The organism is Bacillus sp. T17B1, from assembly GCF_026796395.1.
In the GTDB taxonomy this organism is placed as follows: domain Bacteria; phylum Bacillota; class Bacilli; order Bacillales; family Bacillaceae; genus Bacillus; species Bacillus spizizenii_A.
In genome coordinates, this window is the sequence record NZ_JALAYA010000019.1 from 1 (window position 1) to 18,283 (window position 18,283).

Here is an 18,283-nt window from a genome sequence, read left to right on the forward strand (position 1 = left end):
CTAAAATTTGGGGTGCACTTCACTTCGGGCTCTTTCACTTTTCCATTTCACAAAACGTCGGTAATGCCATCCATATTTTCTCTGATCCATTCAATCGCAAGATCTATCGTTGTAAACTCCTGCGTTTCGAATGTCATTTCATCCTGCAATAGCCAAACATCTTTTTTGACGGATTCTGCTCCTCCAATTGACCAGTGGAGCAAAGAATAAGGATGGTTTTGATTTAGGAAGGATACCCACGTTTTATTTTGTGCTGTGTTCTTCATTGCCTTCAGCTTTTGTTCCACGTTTCGTGTCTCCCTACTTTACTAATATGCTCATTCTGGGGCTGAGCATTTCAGCCGGGCTTTTCAGCGCCAGTGTTTTGGCTTTTTCATTGTAATCGATCGTCATTTGATCGTCAAAAAACACTTTTTGCGATGATTGGATATACAGCGGGATGCCGTTCGTTTCTAGCTGCTCGCACTGTCCCGTTAATTCTTCTGCCAGCCAGATTGTCGGCACACCGCTTACCGCGCAGCCGCATCCTTCTGCATCGTAACGAAGTTGGGCTTTCTTTCCTGGGTTGGCGTCAAATACCTGCTGCAGTGCTTGTTTAGCAGCATCTGTCACATGTATGTTCATAAGGTGAGACCCCCGTTTTCATCATTTTCGCAATTGTAGCATACAACGCTTCCATTCGCATTGTTTCTGCCTTCATTCCACCGCTTTGCATGTTCTTCTGCAGTCTTGATCCAATCATCTTTCCCTTGTATGTACTGATTAATGCAGTCCGGATACTGGGCAGCCAGCTGTTTTTTGAGAACGGCATATTCTTCCGCTTTTTGTGGATGAGCTCTGAGATAATCTCTGAATAACAGGTGCCTTTCAATAGCAGGGTTTCCCTTTTCGTACATATGGACATGATGGGTGCGTTTATTTCCTCCCTTTTGGAAATAACGTCTGCCAGGTATGCCGTTTTCCCCTTTCGGTGTATAGCCGATAGCCTTCATTTGTAAATCATATTGGCTCACCGCTTCAATGCTTCTGACTTCAATTAATATATCAATGATTGGCTTTGCTGCCATGTTTGGGATTGATGTGCTTCCAATATGATGAACAGCAATGATCTCCGGTCCGAGCGCAAGCTTCAGCCATTCTTTTTCTTCCTCAAAACATTCTGACCATTTTTCGTTGTAGAGAACAACTTCAACTTTTCGTTGAGGATATAAATGAAAAACAGACAGCAATAGCCCCTCCGCTGCTTTGACTGTTTCTGTCTTTTGGAAGCCCGCCTGTGTATAAAGCGACACGGCCGGTGTGTTTTTCTCGGCTGTGACTACTTCGATTTTCTCAGCGTTTTCGTTTTGATCGATGACAAATTGTAAAAGTGCTCGTCCAATCCCTTTTCTGAAGCCGTCTGGATGCACCACAAGCCTGCAAATGGTGAGATGATGCATGTTTATCTCATATGAAATGACACCGATCAGTTTGCCGTCTTTCCGATATCCCGCAAACTGTTCATGAGATGCTTGAATATCCTTCGCCTTCTCTTGTAAGGCAGGAATACCGTCAAAACCGATAAGCTCCGCTTCTTTTATGTAGGCGGGCTGCTGCACGGCAATAATCTCACGCGCTGTGATGTCCCCCTTATGCTGAAGAAATTCAATCATTCTCTTCTCCTGAAAACAGCCGCTGCCTCTCGACTTTTGCGATGCGGACTGCATACGACTCGTACCAAACGCTTTTTCCTTTTTCTTTTGCCGCTTGATGTTCAGTGTGATGCCTCCAGTGGTTAATGGCGTCCATACTGTCCCAGTAGGAAACCGTTATGCCCCTTCCATCCGCTTCACGGACGCTCTCGACGCCTAAAAATCCCGGCTGATCCGCCGCAAGCGATACCATCCGCTCCGCTGTTTCTCCATATCCTGTGTCATTATCGCTTTTGACAGATGAAAAAATGACTGCATAGTAAGGTGGCTCAGGTATTTTTGAAAAAAAATCCATCATTATTCCCCCCTCATATCTTTTTGACAAACAGTACCTTATCTTGGCCGGGGCCATCATAGTTTGCAAACACTGAGATGCCATTTACTGTTTTGGTGCCCTTTTCAATGTCAAATCCCAATTTGGTGTGATACGCGATTGATACTTTATTCACCGGTGAAGTGACGCACTTGACCCGCGTGCAGCCTCTTTGTTTTACCGTTTCAATAAAAACATCGTATAATTGTTTTCCAATTTGCATTTTTCTGAAATCTGGATGCACACCGGAAAAATGAATGTATGCCGTTTCAGGATCTGATTGCGATTGAAACCCGATTAAAAATCCGGTCATGCTGTTATGTTCAGAAGTAATAAAGCTTGTGTCCTGAAAATGCTCAAAAAATAGTCTCGGCAATTTTTCTTTCAGCTGTCTGCCGCCCCACCATTCATTCATTACAGACGTTACCATTTCATAATCTGAAGACGTGATTGTTCGAATATCCATTACGATTTGATCTCCCTCCGTCTGGCAAAACGAATGTTAGCTCTTTTTTCTCACAATATAAAAATTATATTTTGCCTGACTGGAATTGTAAATGCCTTCTTTCCTGTATCATACGTTTCCAGGTTGCCGGGGGAAACATGTTTGATATTTTCACACATATATTTCTCCCCCCAATGCAGGAGGGAGAAATGTTACAGCACAATATCAAGCACCTGATCAATTTTCAGCTTATAAAGCTGATCCTCACCTCCTTTTATCCATACTGTTTTTTCAAACTCTTCATACCGGCAGATCTTTCCGGTGCAGCGGACAATTTCACCGTCCTGAAAGCAGCTGACAGTGACTTTCTGAGCAAACTCCATCGCGGCGCAAAGCGTTTGATTCATTTCCTCCAGCTTATCAGGATCAAGGATCGGCTTTTGCAGCTTCTGTTTCTGGCGTTTTCTCTCAAGCAGGCTTTGTTTATGTTCCGGCAGAAACATCCTGCTCCCTTCCCACAGCATGTTGCCTCTTTTTAAATGGTCGTTCATTTATAGTGCCCTCCTATTTTAGCCGCACGTTCAAATGCCTGGCCTGCCGCTGTCAGTGACGCCGCCCTGATGATGGCTGTATCGCCGAACCGATTTTTAATGCCGTCCATTACATAGCCAAGGCTCATTTTCTTTGCATAATCCTGAAATAAATCGAGCTGCCATATATCATCAGTGGAGAGCTGAGACAAATTGACCCCAAGGCGGCGGACAGGCTTCCCGTCCCAAAACGTAAGAAACAGCCGGCATACAGCCTCATATACATCCTTGGTAGAATTAGTCGGCTCCGCCAGCTTCACCTGCCGGTTGAAGCCCGTTGGCCAATCAAAATCAGCACCCCGGCAGCTCACTGACACCGTCTCCCCCTTTACCCCGGCGTTTCGGCTTCGCCTGCACACTTCTTCACTCAGTTCCAGCAGCACGACTTTGATTTCTTTGTCAAATTGTTCATAGTCTTTCGGGAGAGTCATTCCATGGCCAATCGCCTTTTGTCCGTCCAGAGACGAAGTTGATACAGGGGAATAGTCGATCCCGTTCGCCGTCATCCACAGCACGTGGCCATTAATGCCCCATTTCTTTTTTAAAAGATCGAGCGGAAAAGCCGCGAGCCCGCCAATCGTGCTGATGCCCATCCGGTTTAAATGATGCTTCATGCGGCTCCCCACGCCAAACATGCTGCCCACCGGAAGCGGCCACATTTCGGTTTTCATATTTTCTTTCGTTAAGGTAAAAATACCGTTCTTATTTTTTTTGGCAAAATTGTCGCACGCGATTTTGGCTAGCGCTTTATTAGGACCGATTCCGACCCGCGCATAAACACCGATCTCCCGCATGATTCTGCCCTGAATGCTGTGTGCGATCTCTTCCGGCGTCCCAAACAGCTTCTGGCTGCCTGTAATGTCCATAAACTGTTCATCAATGGAATACGGCTCTACAAGGTCTGTATATTCCTCTAAAATGGCCGTAATTTGCAGTGATACATCAATATAACGCTGCATACGGGGCCGGAGCACAATAGCTTCAGGGCACTTTTCCTGAGCCTCCCATAGCCGTGAAGCATTCGCCACACCTTTTTGTTTCGCCAACGGGCAGGCAGCCAATACGACTCCGCCCCTTTTTTCAGGGTCACCCGAAACAATGACGGCCCTATTTTTCAAATGTGGATTTTCCGCTTTCTCTACAGATGCATAAAACGATTGCATGTCAACGAGAAAAATCACTTTTTCTTTCATTATACACACCTCTAAAAAGAACTTATGTTCGCTTTTTCTATTATATGCGAAAATATGTTCGTTTTATACTGGTAAATGATTCTTGTCTGACAGAAAATATGATCCAAGGGTTTGAGAGAAGAAAAACATTTAGTAGAATAAAAGCGAAGCATAAAGATAGGAGAGTCATAATGGAGAAATTTGCCGAAAAAATGATGGGACAGGCACTGCGTCAATACGGCAGAAATGTTGCCATAGATCCGTTAAGCCCGTATGAAAAACAAAGCCTGAAAGCAGCCTTAGAAGAGAGATGGAATGAAGAACCTGATGAGGATCTGTATGCGCATATAGAAGATATCATTTATGACTATGTCACAAACCAAGGGCTGTTCTCTTGATCGGTGGCCAGAAACGTAAAGCCCCTCATACACTTTATTTTCATTATTAATCAGATGAGACACGGCCGGATCTCTGGTCTGCGGCTAATGTCGGTTTTCAGCGCTAATTTTGACTTCATGTCCGGCATCACTGAGCCTTTCTGAAACTTAATGATCCACATCTGGATGGGTGAAACTCAAATGCCAACGGACATCCGTTCACTTCCATATTCTGCGAATCACTTTGAAATACCCCGGCATTCCAGCATCAACTAATATTGTGCTTTCACCACAGACATAAGCGCCGGACATATCGTCATTTTCCTTCCGAATGCTTTAACCTCAAAGCCAACCGATGGAAACTCCGTCAACCCCGTCCACCTCCTCCAAGCCATACAATTAGACATGTTTTATAGTGAATGTCAATAACAAAATATTTTGAATTCCCTATTGGAGAAGGAAATTTTTTCATATATGATAGAAAAAGATTCTTACATACAGGAGAGAATACGATTCATGAAGAAATGGAAAGATATCCACCCCATCAGCTGGACAATTATAATCGGAACCATTTTCGGCAGAATGGCAACATCGATGAGCATTCCTTTTTTAGCGATTTATTTAACAGCCGTCCAAGGCGCATCTGCTTCCTATGCAGGGCTGGTCATCGCCGCAAGCTCATCAGTCGGCATCCTTGCAAGCTTTTACGGCGGATATATCTCAGACAAATTCGGCAGAAAAAACATGATGCTAGTGTCCATTTTCGGCTGGATGCTGGTATTTGCAGGCTTTGCGGCGGCATCTCATCTCTGGATGTTTTTTGTGGTAAACGCATTAAACGGTCTTTGCAAATCACTGTTCGAGCCTGCTTCAAAGGCCTTGCTGTCTGATATGACAGAAGAAAAAACGAGACTGCTTGTTTTTAATTTACGCTATGCAGCTATTAATATCGGCGTTGTCTTCGGACCGGTCCTCGGCCTGTATTTCGGCTCATCGCAATCGACCGCATCCTTTTTGGTGCCTGCAGTCATTTACGGACTATACGGACTCATGCTTGCCATCCAATTTAAAAAACATCCTTCATCAGCAGCATCAGACCAACCCCAAAATATGAGCGTGCGGGAAGCGTTTATGGTGACACAAAAGGATCATCTTTTTACAATTGCTTTGGTCGGTATTACTCTATGCACCTTCGGCTACTCACAATTCAATTCGACATTCCCGCAGTACATGGCGCAGAACCCCTTGATCGGCAATGGAACAAAGCTGTATGGGTTGATGCTGACATTAAACGCAATCGTTGTGTTGGCGACGCAATTTCCCATCGTCCATTTCGCAAAACGTTTTTCGCCGCTTCGCTCCCTGATGCTCGGTAATGTGATGGTTAGTATCAGCATAGCCATTTTCACCATATCACACGGTGTTTCATCACTTGTGTTGATTGTGGTCACATTTACAATCGGCGAAGTGCTTTTATTCTCTATGATGGATTTGTTTGTAGACCAGATTGCAAAACCAGGATTAAAAGGCACTTATTTCGGGGCAATCGGTTTTTCACAACTCGGAAACGTCATCGGCCCCTGGATCGGGGGGATATGTATAGACCTATTTGGCGCTGGCCGGCCGATTTTTATTTTTTCTGTTCTGAGCGGCATCACCCTGCTCGGCCTGCCATTTTTAGCGTTCGCCTATCGGCAGATGAAAATGGGAATTACAAAACACCAAACCAGGCTGGAAAAGCCGCTTTAAATAAAAAAACGGGATAGAACCAATCTCTCCCTCAACAGAGGTGATGAACATGAATGTAGGCGATATCATATTTCAGCTTTGCGTATTTATTATGGTTGCAGCTGTCATCCTTGCAGTAGTTTCAAGCTTCAAGTATGTGAAAAACCGAAAAGCGCAGCTGGATCGCATTGAGAAAGAGCTTAACAGCTTATCCAAAGATCACAATTAACCGTACAGCAGCTGTGTTCTTCGTTTTCGACAATAGAGAGAATTTGATTTTTTATCAGCATCTCCTTTCTCACCAAAACACAAATACCCTTGCTGTCCACTATCTCACACAACATACCGATCATCTCCGCAAAAACTGCTGGAACATAACTTCATTAAAACAACTGCCACAAGCTCATAGGCAATGATTCACTGGCAAAATAAAAAGTTAACCACAGGGTCAGTCAGTTGAAAAAAAGAATCCTTTCACAAAAGGGAGTACAAACTTTACTTCTTTTTTTGTTGCATTCGCTTGATTTTGTCATAAGTATTTTTGCCAAAACTGCTGGAAGTGCAGATATATCACGATGTCTGAACACGTTACAATGATAATAATGAAAGCGCAAACAATACAAAGATAACAGAAAGGAATGAATGCAATGAAGCAGCAGAATTTCTTAGATAAGATCGGCATTCCCAGTAAAATTGGCTGGGGTTACTTAGGAATTTTGATATTCATGATGGGGGATGGAATAGAAATTGGCTGGCTTAGCCCTTACTTGGTAGAACGAGGGCTGACCGTTCAGCTTTCAGCAACTTTATTTACCGCTTACGGCGTAACAATCGCGATTTCATCTTGGTTTTCCGGAGTGCTTGTCGAGGCGCTGGGCGCAAAGAAGACAATGATGGCCGGACTTTTGCTATATATACTCGGTACAATTGGCTTTGTAGGTTTTGGGATGCCTGACTTGTCGTTTGCCACCATGATGATAACTTATGCATTACGCGGCTTTGGTTATCCGCTATTTGCCTATTCGTTTCTCGTTTGGATCGCATACCGCAGCCCGAAAGAAAAACTCAGTACAGCTGCAGGCTGGTTTTGGTTTTTCTTCACAGGCGGATTAAATGTGCTTGGGGCTTATTATTCCAGCTGGGCCATTGTCTATATGGGACACTTGAACACCATGTGGAGCTCGCTGTTTTGGGTGTTGCTTGGCGCATTTTTCGCCCTCATTATGAATCGTGATAAACTGGAGAGAAAAAAAGATACAACTGCAAAACAGAAGGTAAAAGAGCTGTTCAAAGGCATAACGATTGTCCAGCGGGAACCTAAAGTGCTGCTTGGGGGCATCGTGCGCACCATTAATACCACTTCACAGTTTGCGTTTCCGATTTTTTTGCCGCTTCATATGCAGGAATTCGGTATATCTACAACCACATGGCTGCAAATTTGGGGCGCTATTTTTACAAGTAACATTTTGTTTAATGTGTGTTTTGGAATAATCGGCGACAAACTGGGATGGAGAAATACGGTGATTTGGTTCGGGGGCGTATCCGCGGCCATTTCAACATTACTGTTATATTATTCACCGCAATGGACGGACGGAAATGTTGCCTTCATTACCATAGCCGGCATGCTCTGGGGGGCTTCTTTAGCAGGTTATGTTCCGCTGTCTGCTCTTGTTCCGTCTCTTGTTAAAGAGGAGAAAGGAGCCGCGATCTCCATTTTGAACCTTGGTGCCGGTCTGCCTGTTTTTGTTGGTCCTGCACTTGTAGGGCTCCTCATTGGAACGATCGGATCAGCCGGGGTCATTTGGGTGTTGGCAGCCCTTTATATTATCAGCTCCATTCTGACAGTATTTATTACATTGCCGGGGTCTGAACAGCCAGCGAAGCAAATAAATAAAAGCCAGACTGTTTAAGAAGAACGGAACAGCATCAGATCGCCGAATTGAAATGAGACAATGAAAAAGCGCCAAACCTCCTTCATGCAGAGTTGGCGTTTTTCGCTTGGACTTGCTTTAACTATATCAGTGCACAGTGTGAAATACCTCCATAAAATACTGTTTATTATCAGTGCGCCGCAATTCACTGATCATACTTTCATCAGATAGGAGCACTGCAATTTCAGCTTCCGCGCGAAGCTGTTGAGGAGCGCCTCCAGAAAGGCCAATCAACAGATAGACCGGAGTGCCTTTAAAGTAAACACCATGAGGAAACTGCAAAATCACAAGTCCTGCTTCCTTGCCTGAACAGCGGAAAACAGCAGCTCCATTGCTGAGAACAGGATCTTTTATCAGGAACTCGCCCGCCTGCTTCATTAAACCTGACTCTTGCATGTATTTGCTGAGCAGAGTTATTGCTTCCGTTTTTGTCTCAGATGTTTGATTAAGCAGAATCACAGGCTCACCACGGCTTGGCGCAAGATACGAAAGGACCTTGTCATATTCACTTTCATCTGCCAACGACATCAGGCCGATGTACGGAATGTTCGGATTGTATTTTTTCGCTTCTGGCTTTAAATGCTGCTGTCCGATAATCACATCCGTATCTTGAGGAATTTGATGGATAGCGGCATAGCTAATCTGCAGTTCCGGCCAATTTTGTTGCGTAAGCTTTTTTAAAATAGCCGCACCCATAGCACTTGAAGCCAGCCCGCCATCACAAGTGACTATAAGTTTTTGAGGATGAAGGGCAGAGACCGGCTCCAGATGAGCAGGAAGTCCTGTCTCTGCTTTAAAGTCAAAAGCGGAAAAAATCGGATATGCCAACACTAATGAAACTGTGCAAGAAATGAGCATTCCTGCCGCTACAAACAATGTATCCCCTTTTGGTGTTAACGATAAAATGAGCAGAGCGCTTGCCGGAGAAGCAGTGGAGACCAGCCCCATATCGAAAAAAGAAAAAACAGCAATACCAGCTGCACTGCCTGCGATTAAGGGCAAAAAGAGCAACGGACGTTTTAATATGTACGGAAAATATACTTCATGGATGCCGCCAATGGCATGAATTCCGATGGCTGTTTTTAGCTCGAGACGCTCTTCTTTTTGCAGACAGAAAAAGCGGGCTGCAAGCACACCTAGACCTGGTCCAGGATTAGCCTCAAGCAGAAAGAAAATAGATTTTCCCAGTTCTTTCGTCTGCTGAATGCCGATCGGACCAAGTATGCCATGATTCATCACATTGTTTAAAAAAAGCACCTTTCCCGGTTCAATAAAACATGCGGCTGCTGGAAGCCAAACTGACTTCGCTACAATCAGCACTAAATGATAAAAATGAATAATCACACTATTTCCAGCAGGACCTGCGACGTATAAACAAAAAAGCAAAAAAACTGTCGACAAAAGTGCGCCTGTCACATGGCTGAACAACAGCTCCATACCAACCGGAAACCTATGTTGTGTAAATCTTTCACACTGTTTATACAGCCAGCCGAATAACGGCCCCAATAGCAGGGCGGGAAGAATCATTGAAAGATCACTTGATAAAGTGAGCCCAAGAACGCCTGCTGATGCTGTGATGCCGCCCCTTTGCCCCGCAGTCATTCTGCCTCCCGTATATGCGAAAATAAGCGGGATGACCAAAAGATACAGACTGTCAATGACAGGCGAAAAACGCGGGTTCGGAAGCCAGCCCCGCTCACCGAACAAGGTATTGACCAAACCTGCTGTGATCACTAGGATCATGTTTTGATAGACGATTGCGCTGTACATTCTTAGTAGATTTTTCACGCTGTTACTTCTCTCCAATATTTTGAAGTCGTGTTTCATATGCTTTGACGAGTATCCGTTTGATTTGCTGATTAACCTCTTCCTCACTTCCCTTTAAAAACATCTCGATATGATGTTCGTCAATGAACGATTGGCTGATTTCCCCTAATGCCGCGAAATGCTCTAAAGGTGCATCAGCCGGCCCTGCCATTACCAAAATGGCTTCAGCTTCTTTTCCATTCCAAGGAAGCGGGTGATCAGGGCGGATCAGTCTAACAAATAAACTCGTAACTCCAGCTGAACGAGTATGAAGAACAGCCAGTTTCCTTACGATAAATCCCCCCTTTTCCTCTCGTTTCTGCAAGTCTTCTATCAGAACAGCACGGTTTGCTACAGGCAAGCCGTCAACATCAATGTGGCGCATGATCTCAAAACGTTTTTTTGGCGGAATAATGATCGAACGGACAGAAAAATGCCGTAAAACCTGCAGCATGCCTTCCCCAAAAGCCGCGGTTTGCAGATATTCTCTCTCCCTATACTTATTGATCCTGAAGCTGACATTTGATTTATTATTTCGGCAGTTAGCAATGCGAGTTTGTAAAAGATCAATCTCCTTTTCGGTCAGGAGAGGCGAAACAACTACCGTCTTTTCCTTCATTTGATCGAGGTGAATCGTTGAGATAATGAAATCAATTGTGTCATGATTATTCAGCCACTCAGCAAGTTGATAAGAAGCAACAATATCAACAATGACAAGATTTCTGATTTCTTTTTTCAGTTTAGCAGAAATAAAACGGGAGGTGCCAAAACCGCTTGCACATACCACGATCGCCCGGCATTCTGATTGTTTCATCTGTCTATCATAATAAGAGGCGCCAATATGCAATGTGAGAAAGGCGATTTCTGCATCAGGAACAGGTGTACCAATTTCTGCGGAGATGACCTCGGCGCCTTGTTCACACGCATTATAAACAGGCTTATATTTTTCTTGAATTTGCTGAAGAAGCGGATTATGAATCGCAAGCCCTCCTGTAATGCGTGTCAAGGCTGAACGCAAATGGTTTTTCAACCCTTCTAGTAAAGCAGAATTCATTAACGGCTCTTGCAGCGCTTCCTCTGTTTTTAAGATAAAGAGCTGTGTGAGATATGCCACAAATGCGTCATCAATATGAACGGTTTGCTGTTCTTTTTCCAGCCCGGCCAAATGATGTTTCACATGGTCGATGTCATCCGGTGACAGGTGAATATCAAAGACCGCTTCGATCTGTTTGATCACTTGACAGGTCAGATGATAACCCGCAGGCAACGTTCTATTGTTAGGTATTTCTCGGACATGACCACCCGACAAGCATCTAATTGCAAGCGTCAGATGAATACTTAAATGAAGCATATTTCTCTCGTCAATCCGGGCGCCTTCTTGTGATAGTACGCCTGCAATGACGCGATGCACTCTGTGAAGCAGTTCAACGTCGATCAGCTGTTCATAGCGTTCAGGCAAAAGTGTTTTTGATTCTGCTCCTGAATTATCCATTTGATGAAAAAGCTCAATCCATGCTTCAGGAAGCATTTGCTCAAGCATTACAGCAGCAGTAGCCTGACGTATGTTTATGTCTTCACCTTGAATGTACACCCCGATTCCCGGTTTGCGATGAAGCTGAATCTGAAATGAAGCAAACCATGCCTTCAATTTATCAAGGTCATGGCTGATCGTTGATTCAGAGACATGGTATTGACGGCTGAATACAAACAGCTTCGCTGGCTCCTTTAGTTTTAATAAATCGCAGATTAACCCTTGTTTTCGTTCTTCTGGTGTATAATCTTTCATCTCAAAGAAACGATCAAGTTCCGATGCAAGACGTTCTTTTAACGTGTTATCTCCTTTCAGGACAACCCCTGTTCCGAACTTTTTGGAAATATGAAGCTGCTAATGTTTCAAAATACTTTTAATCTGGCTCATTTCCCTTTGTACTGTACGGACACTGATATGCAGGTCTTCGGCAATTTCTTTTAAAGGAACAGGAGCATGTGCATGGAGCAGCCGGTAAATCAATTGTTTTTGCCGTGTATTCATAACGATTTGTTGCTCCATGGGACCTCTCCTTTCTTATACACGATTTAGCGCTTTGAACGCTGGATAGAGCTGTTTATATATCTGATAGTTTTGCTGATATAATTGCTTATTGGCTTGAGTGGGGTTCACTTGTTTTGTTATGCCAAAACAGCCGTGCAGTTCGTCTATAGCGTGCCATCTCCCTGCAGCTAACCCGCTCAGCAATGCTGCGCCTGCTGCCGGACCTTCCCGATCGTCATGCACATGAAGGCTAAATCCAAGGACATCCGCTAAAATCTGTTTCCACAATGAATGTTTAACGGCCCCGCCTGCAGCGTATAGAGTGTGAATTTGGATTCCGGCCTCCTCAATCATAGAAAGGCAATCTTTTAAACTGTAAGCGACACCTTCGATGACCGCACGTGCAAAATGTTCTCTTCTGTGTCCAGAGCGGATTCCGAAAAACATGCCGCCAGCCTCTGGATCATTTACCGGTGTGCGCTCTCCATTTATATAAGGAAGAAACAGAAGTCCATCAGCGCCCGCTGAGATAACGTCAGCATCTTGAAGCGCCTCTTCATAGCTGTTTTTTTCCCATGTCTCTTTAAACCACCTTAGTGACAGCCCTGCTGATAGCGTTGTCCCCATCGCATGCCACATGTTGGGGACACAGTGGCAAAAGATATGCAATGTTTCATTAGCGCCCATCTGATTGATATCAGGTATACCGCTAATAGGAACAAATACAGTTCCCGACGTTCCTACACTCACATTTCCGGTTCCTTCTTTGTAAATGCCATTTCCGAACGCTGCTGCCGCGTTATCACCAGCGCCCGCTGCTAGTAATGTTCCTTCTGATAGCCCTGTTTCCCTTGCAGCTGCTGCACTTATTTTGCCGATTGGTGCTGCACTTTCATAGACGGCAGGAAACCATTCAGGCCGGCATCCGATCGATGTTATCAATGAATCAGACCACTTTCTTTCCCCCACATTGAAAAGGCTTGTGCCGCTGGCATCTGTTACATCAGCCGCCATCACGCCTGATAGCTTATAATTGATATAATCCTTCGGCATCAGCACATGGCAGATGCGTGAAAAATGATCAGGTTCATGCTGTTTCAGCCATAACAGCTTCGGTGCAGTAAAACCTGGGAGAACGGCGTTTTTCGTTACTTGATAGATCTTGTCCCGCCCCAATATCTTATTCATCTCGTCACATTGCCATTTGGTTCTTCCGTCATTCCAAAGCAAAGCAGGACGAATCGGGATAGCATCTCGATCTAAGGCCACGAGACTGTGCATTTGGCCTGTTACACCAATCGATTCAATGCTTTTTGGGTCGGCTCCCATCTTCCATAGCTGCTTCAGTGCTGACTTCACTGCCTTCCACCAAACTTCCGGATCTTGTTCTGTCCATCCGGGGCGGGGAGAGTCATACATATAAGAAGCTGATGCCGATTTCAGGATATGTCCGTCTTGATCCAGAACAACAGCTTTTGTACTTTGTGTTCCTATATCAATTCCTAACATCTTCATCACAATCTTCCTTTCATCAAGAAAAATATTCCCCTGTGCTCGACGCAGGGGAATCGGCGATTACAATTTAATTTGAACCTTAAACAAATCAGCACTCCTCGGTCCTTTCAGAAAATCGACCGCCTCTTCTAAGGTAAGCTTTTTCGAGATTAGATGCTCCACCTCAATCCGCTTTTCTTTCACCCAATGAAATGCCGGCAAAAAGGTGTAATTAATCGCCATTGATCCTAATATTGTCCAGTCATTGTTGTACAGCTTAAAGGGATCAAGTCGGACCGTTTCGTTTTGCGCTGTTACGCCAAACTGAAGGTATGTCGCTGTTTTCCCCATAAACTGAAACGCATTTTCGATCACGGCAGGGATTCCTGTTGCATCAACTACAACATTAAATCCTTCCGGAAAGTCCTCTGGTGTGAGTTCTTCGCTCAGCATCCCTTTTGTCGCCCCCCACTTAACCGCCATGTCAAGCTTCTCCTGAGCGACGTCAACAACAACAAGTTCTGAAGCGCCCGCCATTTTTAACGACTGAATCAACTGCTGTCCCATCGCCCCAGCTCCAAACAAAATGACCCGGTCGCCCACTTGTAGATTAAGCCGGTTCATCCCGTGTACAACACAGGCCATCGGTTCAATAAAAGCCCCCTCCTCAAAGCTCATCGTATCAGGAAGCTTTACGACATTTCGGCTCGGGACTCTGACATACTCAGCCATACTCCCGTCGGTTGTATTGCCCAGCGCCCCCCAATTGGAGCATTGGTTGCCTCGTCTGGTTAGACAATATTCACATTCTCCGCAAAATAAAGACGGATCAGCAGTCACTCGATCACCTGGTTTAACATTTGTCACCTCTTCGCCTGTTTCATATACCGTTCCTGAAAATTCATGCCCCGGAATGATTGGATAAGGTGACAGAAATTCACCTTTAAAAATATGAATATCGGTTCCGCATATTCCGATGTTTTCAACTTTAATTACAACTTCTTTCGGACCCGGTGATGGATACGGCACCTCTTTTACCGCTACTTGATACGGTGCTTCAATTACAAGCGCTTTCATACTCACAGCTCCCCTCAAACATTCTGAATGTTTACGCTTTCAATATTATTGTAGCACGCTAAACTTTTGAAAGCGTCAATCAGTTCTTTCTAATTTGTCATCAGGTTTTGTGACAGAATGAAAGATACTATCCGTGCCTTAACTGCCCATTTGATGTGATTGTGTTTTGTTAGAGGGCTCAATTCTTAAAAAACGGCTGGCGCCCTGCTGCTTCAAACTAATCTCTCATTCTATCAGGCGCTTTTGGTACTGTTATACATTTTCCAAATTATAAAAAGCACTCATTGCGCTTTGAGTGCTTTTCCCCCATTAGAAACTTCTCCTTCGATTTTATATGACTATTCCGCTTGCAGACATACGGTCCATGATAGTGTCGATGATCATACCCGCCTTACCAGCACTTCTTCGACCTTATGCCCGTCTCCCTTACGCAAAATGAGATCTGACCTGAATTTAGTCGGCAAGATATTTTCATATAAATTCGGCCGGTTGACACTCTCCCAAATCGAGGCCGCCATCTCATCAGCCTCCTGATCAGACAAGTCTTTGAATTTATGAAAATAAGAATCGGGATTTTGAAAAGCTGTTTCCCGAAGCAGGCGAAAACGCTCTAAATACCAAGTGAAAATCCGGCTTTCTTCCGCATCCACATAAATCGAAAAATCAAAGAAATCGGAAACAAAAATACGCGGATTTTCCCGGTCATCCTCCAAGGTGGGCGACTGAAGAACATTAATGCCTTCAATAATCACAATATCGGCCTGGTCTACAACCTCGAACACACCTTCCTCGCGGTCATAGGTGAGATGGGAATATACCGGGGCCTTTACGCAGTCTTTTCCTGATTTTAAGTCATTCAAAAATTCGAGCAGCGCTTTTACATCATAGCTTTCAGGAAACCCTTTTCGTGACATCATATTTTTCTTTTTCAGCTCGGCTGTAGGAAATAAAAAACCATCTGTCGTGATAAGGCTCACTTTAGGGCGATCCGGTAAACGCGAAAGCAGCTTCTGCAATATCCGCGCCGTCGTGCTTTTTCCGACTGCCACACTGCCGGCGATGCCGATAATAAACGGAATTTTGGCTGAATGAGGGTGCTTTAAAAAAACATTGACATGCTTATTGCGTTCGGCTGCAGACTTAACATGCAAATGAAGCAGGCGAACAAGCGGAATATAAATCGTTTCCACTTCTTCAACAGATAGATAGTCATTCAGCCCTTCCACGGCTTTTGCCTCTTCTTCAGAAACAGCAATCGACAAATGTCCCCCAAAGCCAGACCAAGACTCACGATTGTGTTTTGTATATAAAGTATGTAAATTAAGCTCTTTATTTTTCACTGTTTACACCTGACTCTCTGAAGGTTAAAACCCTTACAAAGATTGTAACGGAAAACCCTTTCACTGTCTGCTTATTTTTTCATTTCGTTTTTCAGCAAATCCGCACCAATTCGGTTATACGCAACCATTTCTTTTTTTGGAACCATGCTTCCTCCCGTTCCCCAAACGACATGTACGGCATGTTCCATCTTATCATTCTGACTATAGCGTCTTCCTTCTTCAGTTGAAAAGAGCTGAATCGGTCCGAACATGCCAGCAAGAGCAGAGGGCTCTAAATATTTACTTTCAGATATAGCCAGCATATGAAGTAAGGCATAAAGCGTATCGTCCTCTACGGTGTAACAGCCGCTCAGCAGCGGTTCAATCAGCTTACCGACAAACCCTGATGGCCTCCCTACAGCAAGTCCGTCAGCAGCCGTCCGATTATCCAAGCCGATATCCTGGACAGAAATCTGCTCATGGAGTCCGGAATAAAGCCCTAATAGCATACATGGTGAATGAGTCGGTTCCCCGAAAAACACATGAACATGGTCTCCATATAAAAGTTTCAGCCCAAATGCCACACCGCCCGGCCCCCCGCCGACACCGCAAGGCAAATACACAAACAGCGGCGTTTCAGGTCCTGGGTGTATTTCCATACAGTCGAGCTGCGTTTTTAATCGGCTGGCGGCAACAGCATAACCTAAAAACAGCTGACGGGAATGTTCATCGTCAATAAAATAGCAAAATGGATCTTGTTCCGCCTGCCGTCTCCCTTTTTTCACCGCTTCACTGTAATCAGATTCATACTCTATGACAGTAATACCCTTTTGGCGAAGGAGATCCTTTTTCCACTGCTTAGCATCAGCGGACATATGCACAGTCACGCGAAACCCAAGTGTGGCACCGATGATGCCGATGCTTAATCCAAGGTTTCCTGTCGATCCGACAGCAATCGAATAGCGGGAGAAGAACGCGGCAAACCGGTCTTCCTGTAACATGCGGTAATCATCCGTTTCGTGTAGCATTCCTTCTTGAAGCGCCAGCTTTTCAGCATGTTTTAATACTTCATAAATCCCGCCCCGCGCTTTAATCGATCCTGAAATCGGAAGCTCATGGTCACACTTTAAAAGCCACCTTCCCGGAAATGGCTGCTGATATGCCGCTTCCAGTTTTTCCTTCATAGGCTGCATTTCAAAAAGCGGAGACTCGATCATTCCTTTGGCATCTTTCGTCTCAGGAAATACCTCGGCAATGTAAGGAGCAAACCGCCGCAGCCTTTTTTCTGCGTCCGCTACCTCGCTTTCCCACTCATCTGCATCTGCGTGGAATAAAGGACCCTCTTTCTTGCCCGGATTTGCCCAAAATACGGGGTCTGCATCAATCAGTTTCTGAATAAACGGATCTTTAAACAGAACACGAAGAGCTTCTTGATTGAGTGGCATTCAATGATTTCTCCCTTCCTCTATAAAAAACTGCCTGTGATCATGCCAATAAGCCTCTCACCACAGGCATTTCCATCGTTATTTTTTCATAAGCGCACGTCCTGCCAGCTTTTCAACGAGAGCCGGAAACAGCTGATACAGCTTGGTGCCGGCATTCATTAAACGCGGAAGATTAATCTCCCGTTTGCTCGTGAAAATAGCAGCTGTAATTTGAGCTGCCACGTCATCAGGATCAAGCATCCAGCGGCCGACCTTTTTGGCGTAGTCCCCGCCTTTATCAGCAATGGAAAAAAAGTCCGTCTGAATCGGTCCCGGATTGACTGTTGTTACATAAATGCCGGTTCCCGCCAGCTCCATCCGCAAAGCGTTTGAGTAGCCGAGCACGGCATGTTTTGTCGCAGAATAAAGGCTCGACTTCGGTGTTGCAATTTTCCCCGCTTGAGAAGCGATATTGATGATATGGCCCTTTTTTTGCTCAAGCATTTGCGGGAGCACCGCTTTTGTACAGGCGATCAAGCCAAAGACATTCACATCAAACATCGCTTTCATGTCATTCAGTGACGAGTCTAAAACCGTTTCAAATATACCGAAGCCCGCATTGTTGATCAGTACATCAACCGAGCTGATCTGATCGCGGACAAGGGCGATATCCTCTAGGCGGCCGACATCCAGAGGAAAAATTTCACACTGTCCGCTCCATTCCTCGGTTATTTTCCTTTTTATTTCAATCAAACGATCCTCACGTCTTGCCGACAGCAGGACATGGGCTCCTTCAGCAGCGCATAAATATGCGACTCTTTCACCGAGTCCTCCTGAAGCGCCGGTTATCCAAATCCGCTTTCCCGCTAAATGTTTCACCCAGT

Annotated in this window: 19 protein-coding genes; 4 read left to right on the plus strand and 15 right to left on the minus strand. The window is 44.8% G+C overall.

Features of this window, described 5'->3' with window-relative positions; all coding sequences use genetic code 11:
* Window positions 1-47: 47 nt before the first annotated feature.
* The 7 genes from MOF34_RS09655 to MOF34_RS09685 form a co-directional block, all read right to left on the minus strand.
* Window positions 48-287: a YqkC family protein gene (locus MOF34_RS09655; protein ID WP_268400008.1), complete on the minus strand. Its 240-nt coding sequence runs from the start codon at window positions 285-287 to the stop codon at window positions 48-50.
* A gap of 13 nt (window positions 288-300) precedes the next feature.
* Entirely contained in the window at window positions 301-624 is a 324-nt protein-coding gene (locus MOF34_RS09660) for an iron-sulfur cluster biosynthesis family protein (protein WP_268400009.1), read from the minus strand.
* Window positions 621-1,652, minus strand: a complete 1,032-nt coding sequence (locus tag MOF34_RS09665) for a GNAT family N-acetyltransferase (protein WP_268400010.1) — start codon at window positions 1,650-1,652, stop codon at window positions 621-623. The genes MOF34_RS09660 and MOF34_RS09665 overlap by 4 nt, the downstream gene beginning before the upstream one ends.
* On the minus strand, window positions 1,645-1,989 hold the full coding sequence (locus tag MOF34_RS09670; RefSeq protein ID WP_268400011.1) for an antibiotic biosynthesis monooxygenase family protein: 345 nt from the start codon (window positions 1,987-1,989) through the stop codon (window positions 1,645-1,647). Before MOF34_RS09670 ends, MOF34_RS09665 begins: the two co-directional genes overlap by 8 nt.
* A 10-nt stretch (window positions 1,990-1,999) precedes the next feature.
* A complete protein-coding gene (locus MOF34_RS09675) occupies window positions 2,000-2,470 on the minus strand; it encodes a GNAT family N-acetyltransferase (protein WP_019714870.1) in 471 nt (156 codons plus the stop codon).
* Between the two features lie 191 nt (window positions 2,471-2,661).
* Window positions 2,662-3,000, minus strand: coding sequence for a YolD-like family protein (locus MOF34_RS09680; protein WP_268400012.1), 339 nt, complete (start codon window positions 2,998-3,000; stop codon window positions 2,662-2,664).
* The gene (locus MOF34_RS09685) at window positions 2,997-4,235 is read right to left on the minus strand and encodes a DNA polymerase IV (protein WP_268400176.1); all 1,239 of its coding nucleotides are present in this window, start codon (window positions 4,233-4,235) and stop codon (window positions 2,997-2,999) included. The genes MOF34_RS09680 and MOF34_RS09685 overlap by 4 nt, the downstream gene beginning before the upstream one ends.
* Before the next feature lie 167 nt (window positions 4,236-4,402).
* Between MOF34_RS09685 and MOF34_RS09690 the strand changes: the two genes are divergently transcribed.
* The 4 genes from MOF34_RS09690 to MOF34_RS09705 all read left to right on the plus strand — a co-directional run bounded on the left by MOF34_RS09690 (window position 4,403) and on the right by MOF34_RS09705 (window position 8,226).
* The gene (locus MOF34_RS09690; protein WP_268400013.1) at window positions 4,403-4,609 is read left to right on the plus strand and encodes a YqzH family protein; all 207 of its coding nucleotides are present in this window, start codon (window positions 4,403-4,405) and stop codon (window positions 4,607-4,609) included.
* Between the two features lie 495 nt (window positions 4,610-5,104).
* The gene (locus tag MOF34_RS09695; RefSeq protein ID WP_268400014.1) at window positions 5,105-6,337 is read left to right on the plus strand and encodes an MDR family MFS transporter; all 1,233 of its coding nucleotides are present in this window, start codon (window positions 5,105-5,107) and stop codon (window positions 6,335-6,337) included.
* A gap of 49 nt (window positions 6,338-6,386) precedes the next feature.
* Entirely contained in the window at window positions 6,387-6,545 is a 159-nt protein-coding gene (locus MOF34_RS09700; RefSeq protein WP_268400015.1) for a hypothetical protein, read from the plus strand.
* A gap of 418 nt (window positions 6,546-6,963) precedes the next feature.
* Window positions 6,964-8,226, plus strand: coding sequence for an MFS transporter (locus tag MOF34_RS09705; protein ID WP_268400016.1), 1,263 nt, complete (start codon window positions 6,964-6,966; stop codon window positions 8,224-8,226).
* Window positions 8,227-8,334: 108 nt separating this feature from the next.
* Here the strand turns inward: MOF34_RS09705 and MOF34_RS20865 are convergent, their stop codons facing one another.
* The 8 genes from MOF34_RS20865 to MOF34_RS09745 all read right to left on the minus strand — a co-directional run bounded on the left by MOF34_RS20865 (window position 8,335) and on the right by MOF34_RS09745 (window position 18,278).
* Complete coding sequence (locus MOF34_RS20865; RefSeq protein ID WP_268400017.1) at window positions 8,335-10,035, minus strand: PTS sugar transporter subunit IIA; 1,701 nt, start codon at window positions 10,033-10,035, stop codon at window positions 8,335-8,337.
* 4 nt (window positions 10,036-10,039) lie between these two features.
* Window positions 10,040-11,839 (minus strand): PRD domain-containing protein, encoded by a 1,800-nt coding sequence (locus MOF34_RS09715; RefSeq protein WP_268400018.1) that lies wholly within the window; start codon window positions 11,837-11,839, stop codon window positions 10,040-10,042.
* A 99-nt stretch (window positions 11,840-11,938) separates the two neighbouring features.
* The gene (locus MOF34_RS09720; protein ID WP_268400019.1) at window positions 11,939-12,103 is read right to left on the minus strand and encodes an HTH domain-containing protein; all 165 of its coding nucleotides are present in this window, start codon (window positions 12,101-12,103) and stop codon (window positions 11,939-11,941) included.
* A gap of 15 nt (window positions 12,104-12,118) precedes the next feature.
* The gene (xylB, locus tag MOF34_RS09725; RefSeq protein WP_268400020.1) at window positions 12,119-13,600 is read right to left on the minus strand and encodes a xylulokinase; all 1,482 of its coding nucleotides are present in this window, start codon (window positions 13,598-13,600) and stop codon (window positions 12,119-12,121) included.
* 60 nt (window positions 13,601-13,660) lie between these two features.
* Window positions 13,661-14,656, minus strand: coding sequence for a zinc-dependent alcohol dehydrogenase family protein (locus MOF34_RS09730; protein WP_268400021.1), 996 nt, complete (start codon window positions 14,654-14,656; stop codon window positions 13,661-13,663).
* A 380-nt stretch (window positions 14,657-15,036) separates the two neighbouring features.
* Window positions 15,037-15,996 carry a type I pantothenate kinase gene (coaA, locus tag MOF34_RS09735; RefSeq protein ID WP_268400023.1) on the minus strand — a complete coding sequence of 320 codons (960 nt, stop codon included), beginning with the start codon at window positions 15,994-15,996 and terminating at the stop codon, window positions 15,037-15,039.
* Window positions 15,997-16,067: 71 nt separating this feature from the next.
* Complete coding sequence (gene dsdA / locus MOF34_RS09740; RefSeq protein ID WP_268400024.1) at window positions 16,068-17,420, minus strand: D-serine ammonia-lyase; 1,353 nt, start codon at window positions 17,418-17,420, stop codon at window positions 16,068-16,070.
* A gap of 78 nt (window positions 17,421-17,498) precedes the next feature.
* Complete coding sequence (locus MOF34_RS09745; RefSeq protein ID WP_268400026.1) at window positions 17,499-18,278, minus strand: SDR family NAD(P)-dependent oxidoreductase; 780 nt, start codon at window positions 18,276-18,278, stop codon at window positions 17,499-17,501.
* Between the last annotated feature and the right edge of the window lie 5 nt (window positions 18,279-18,283).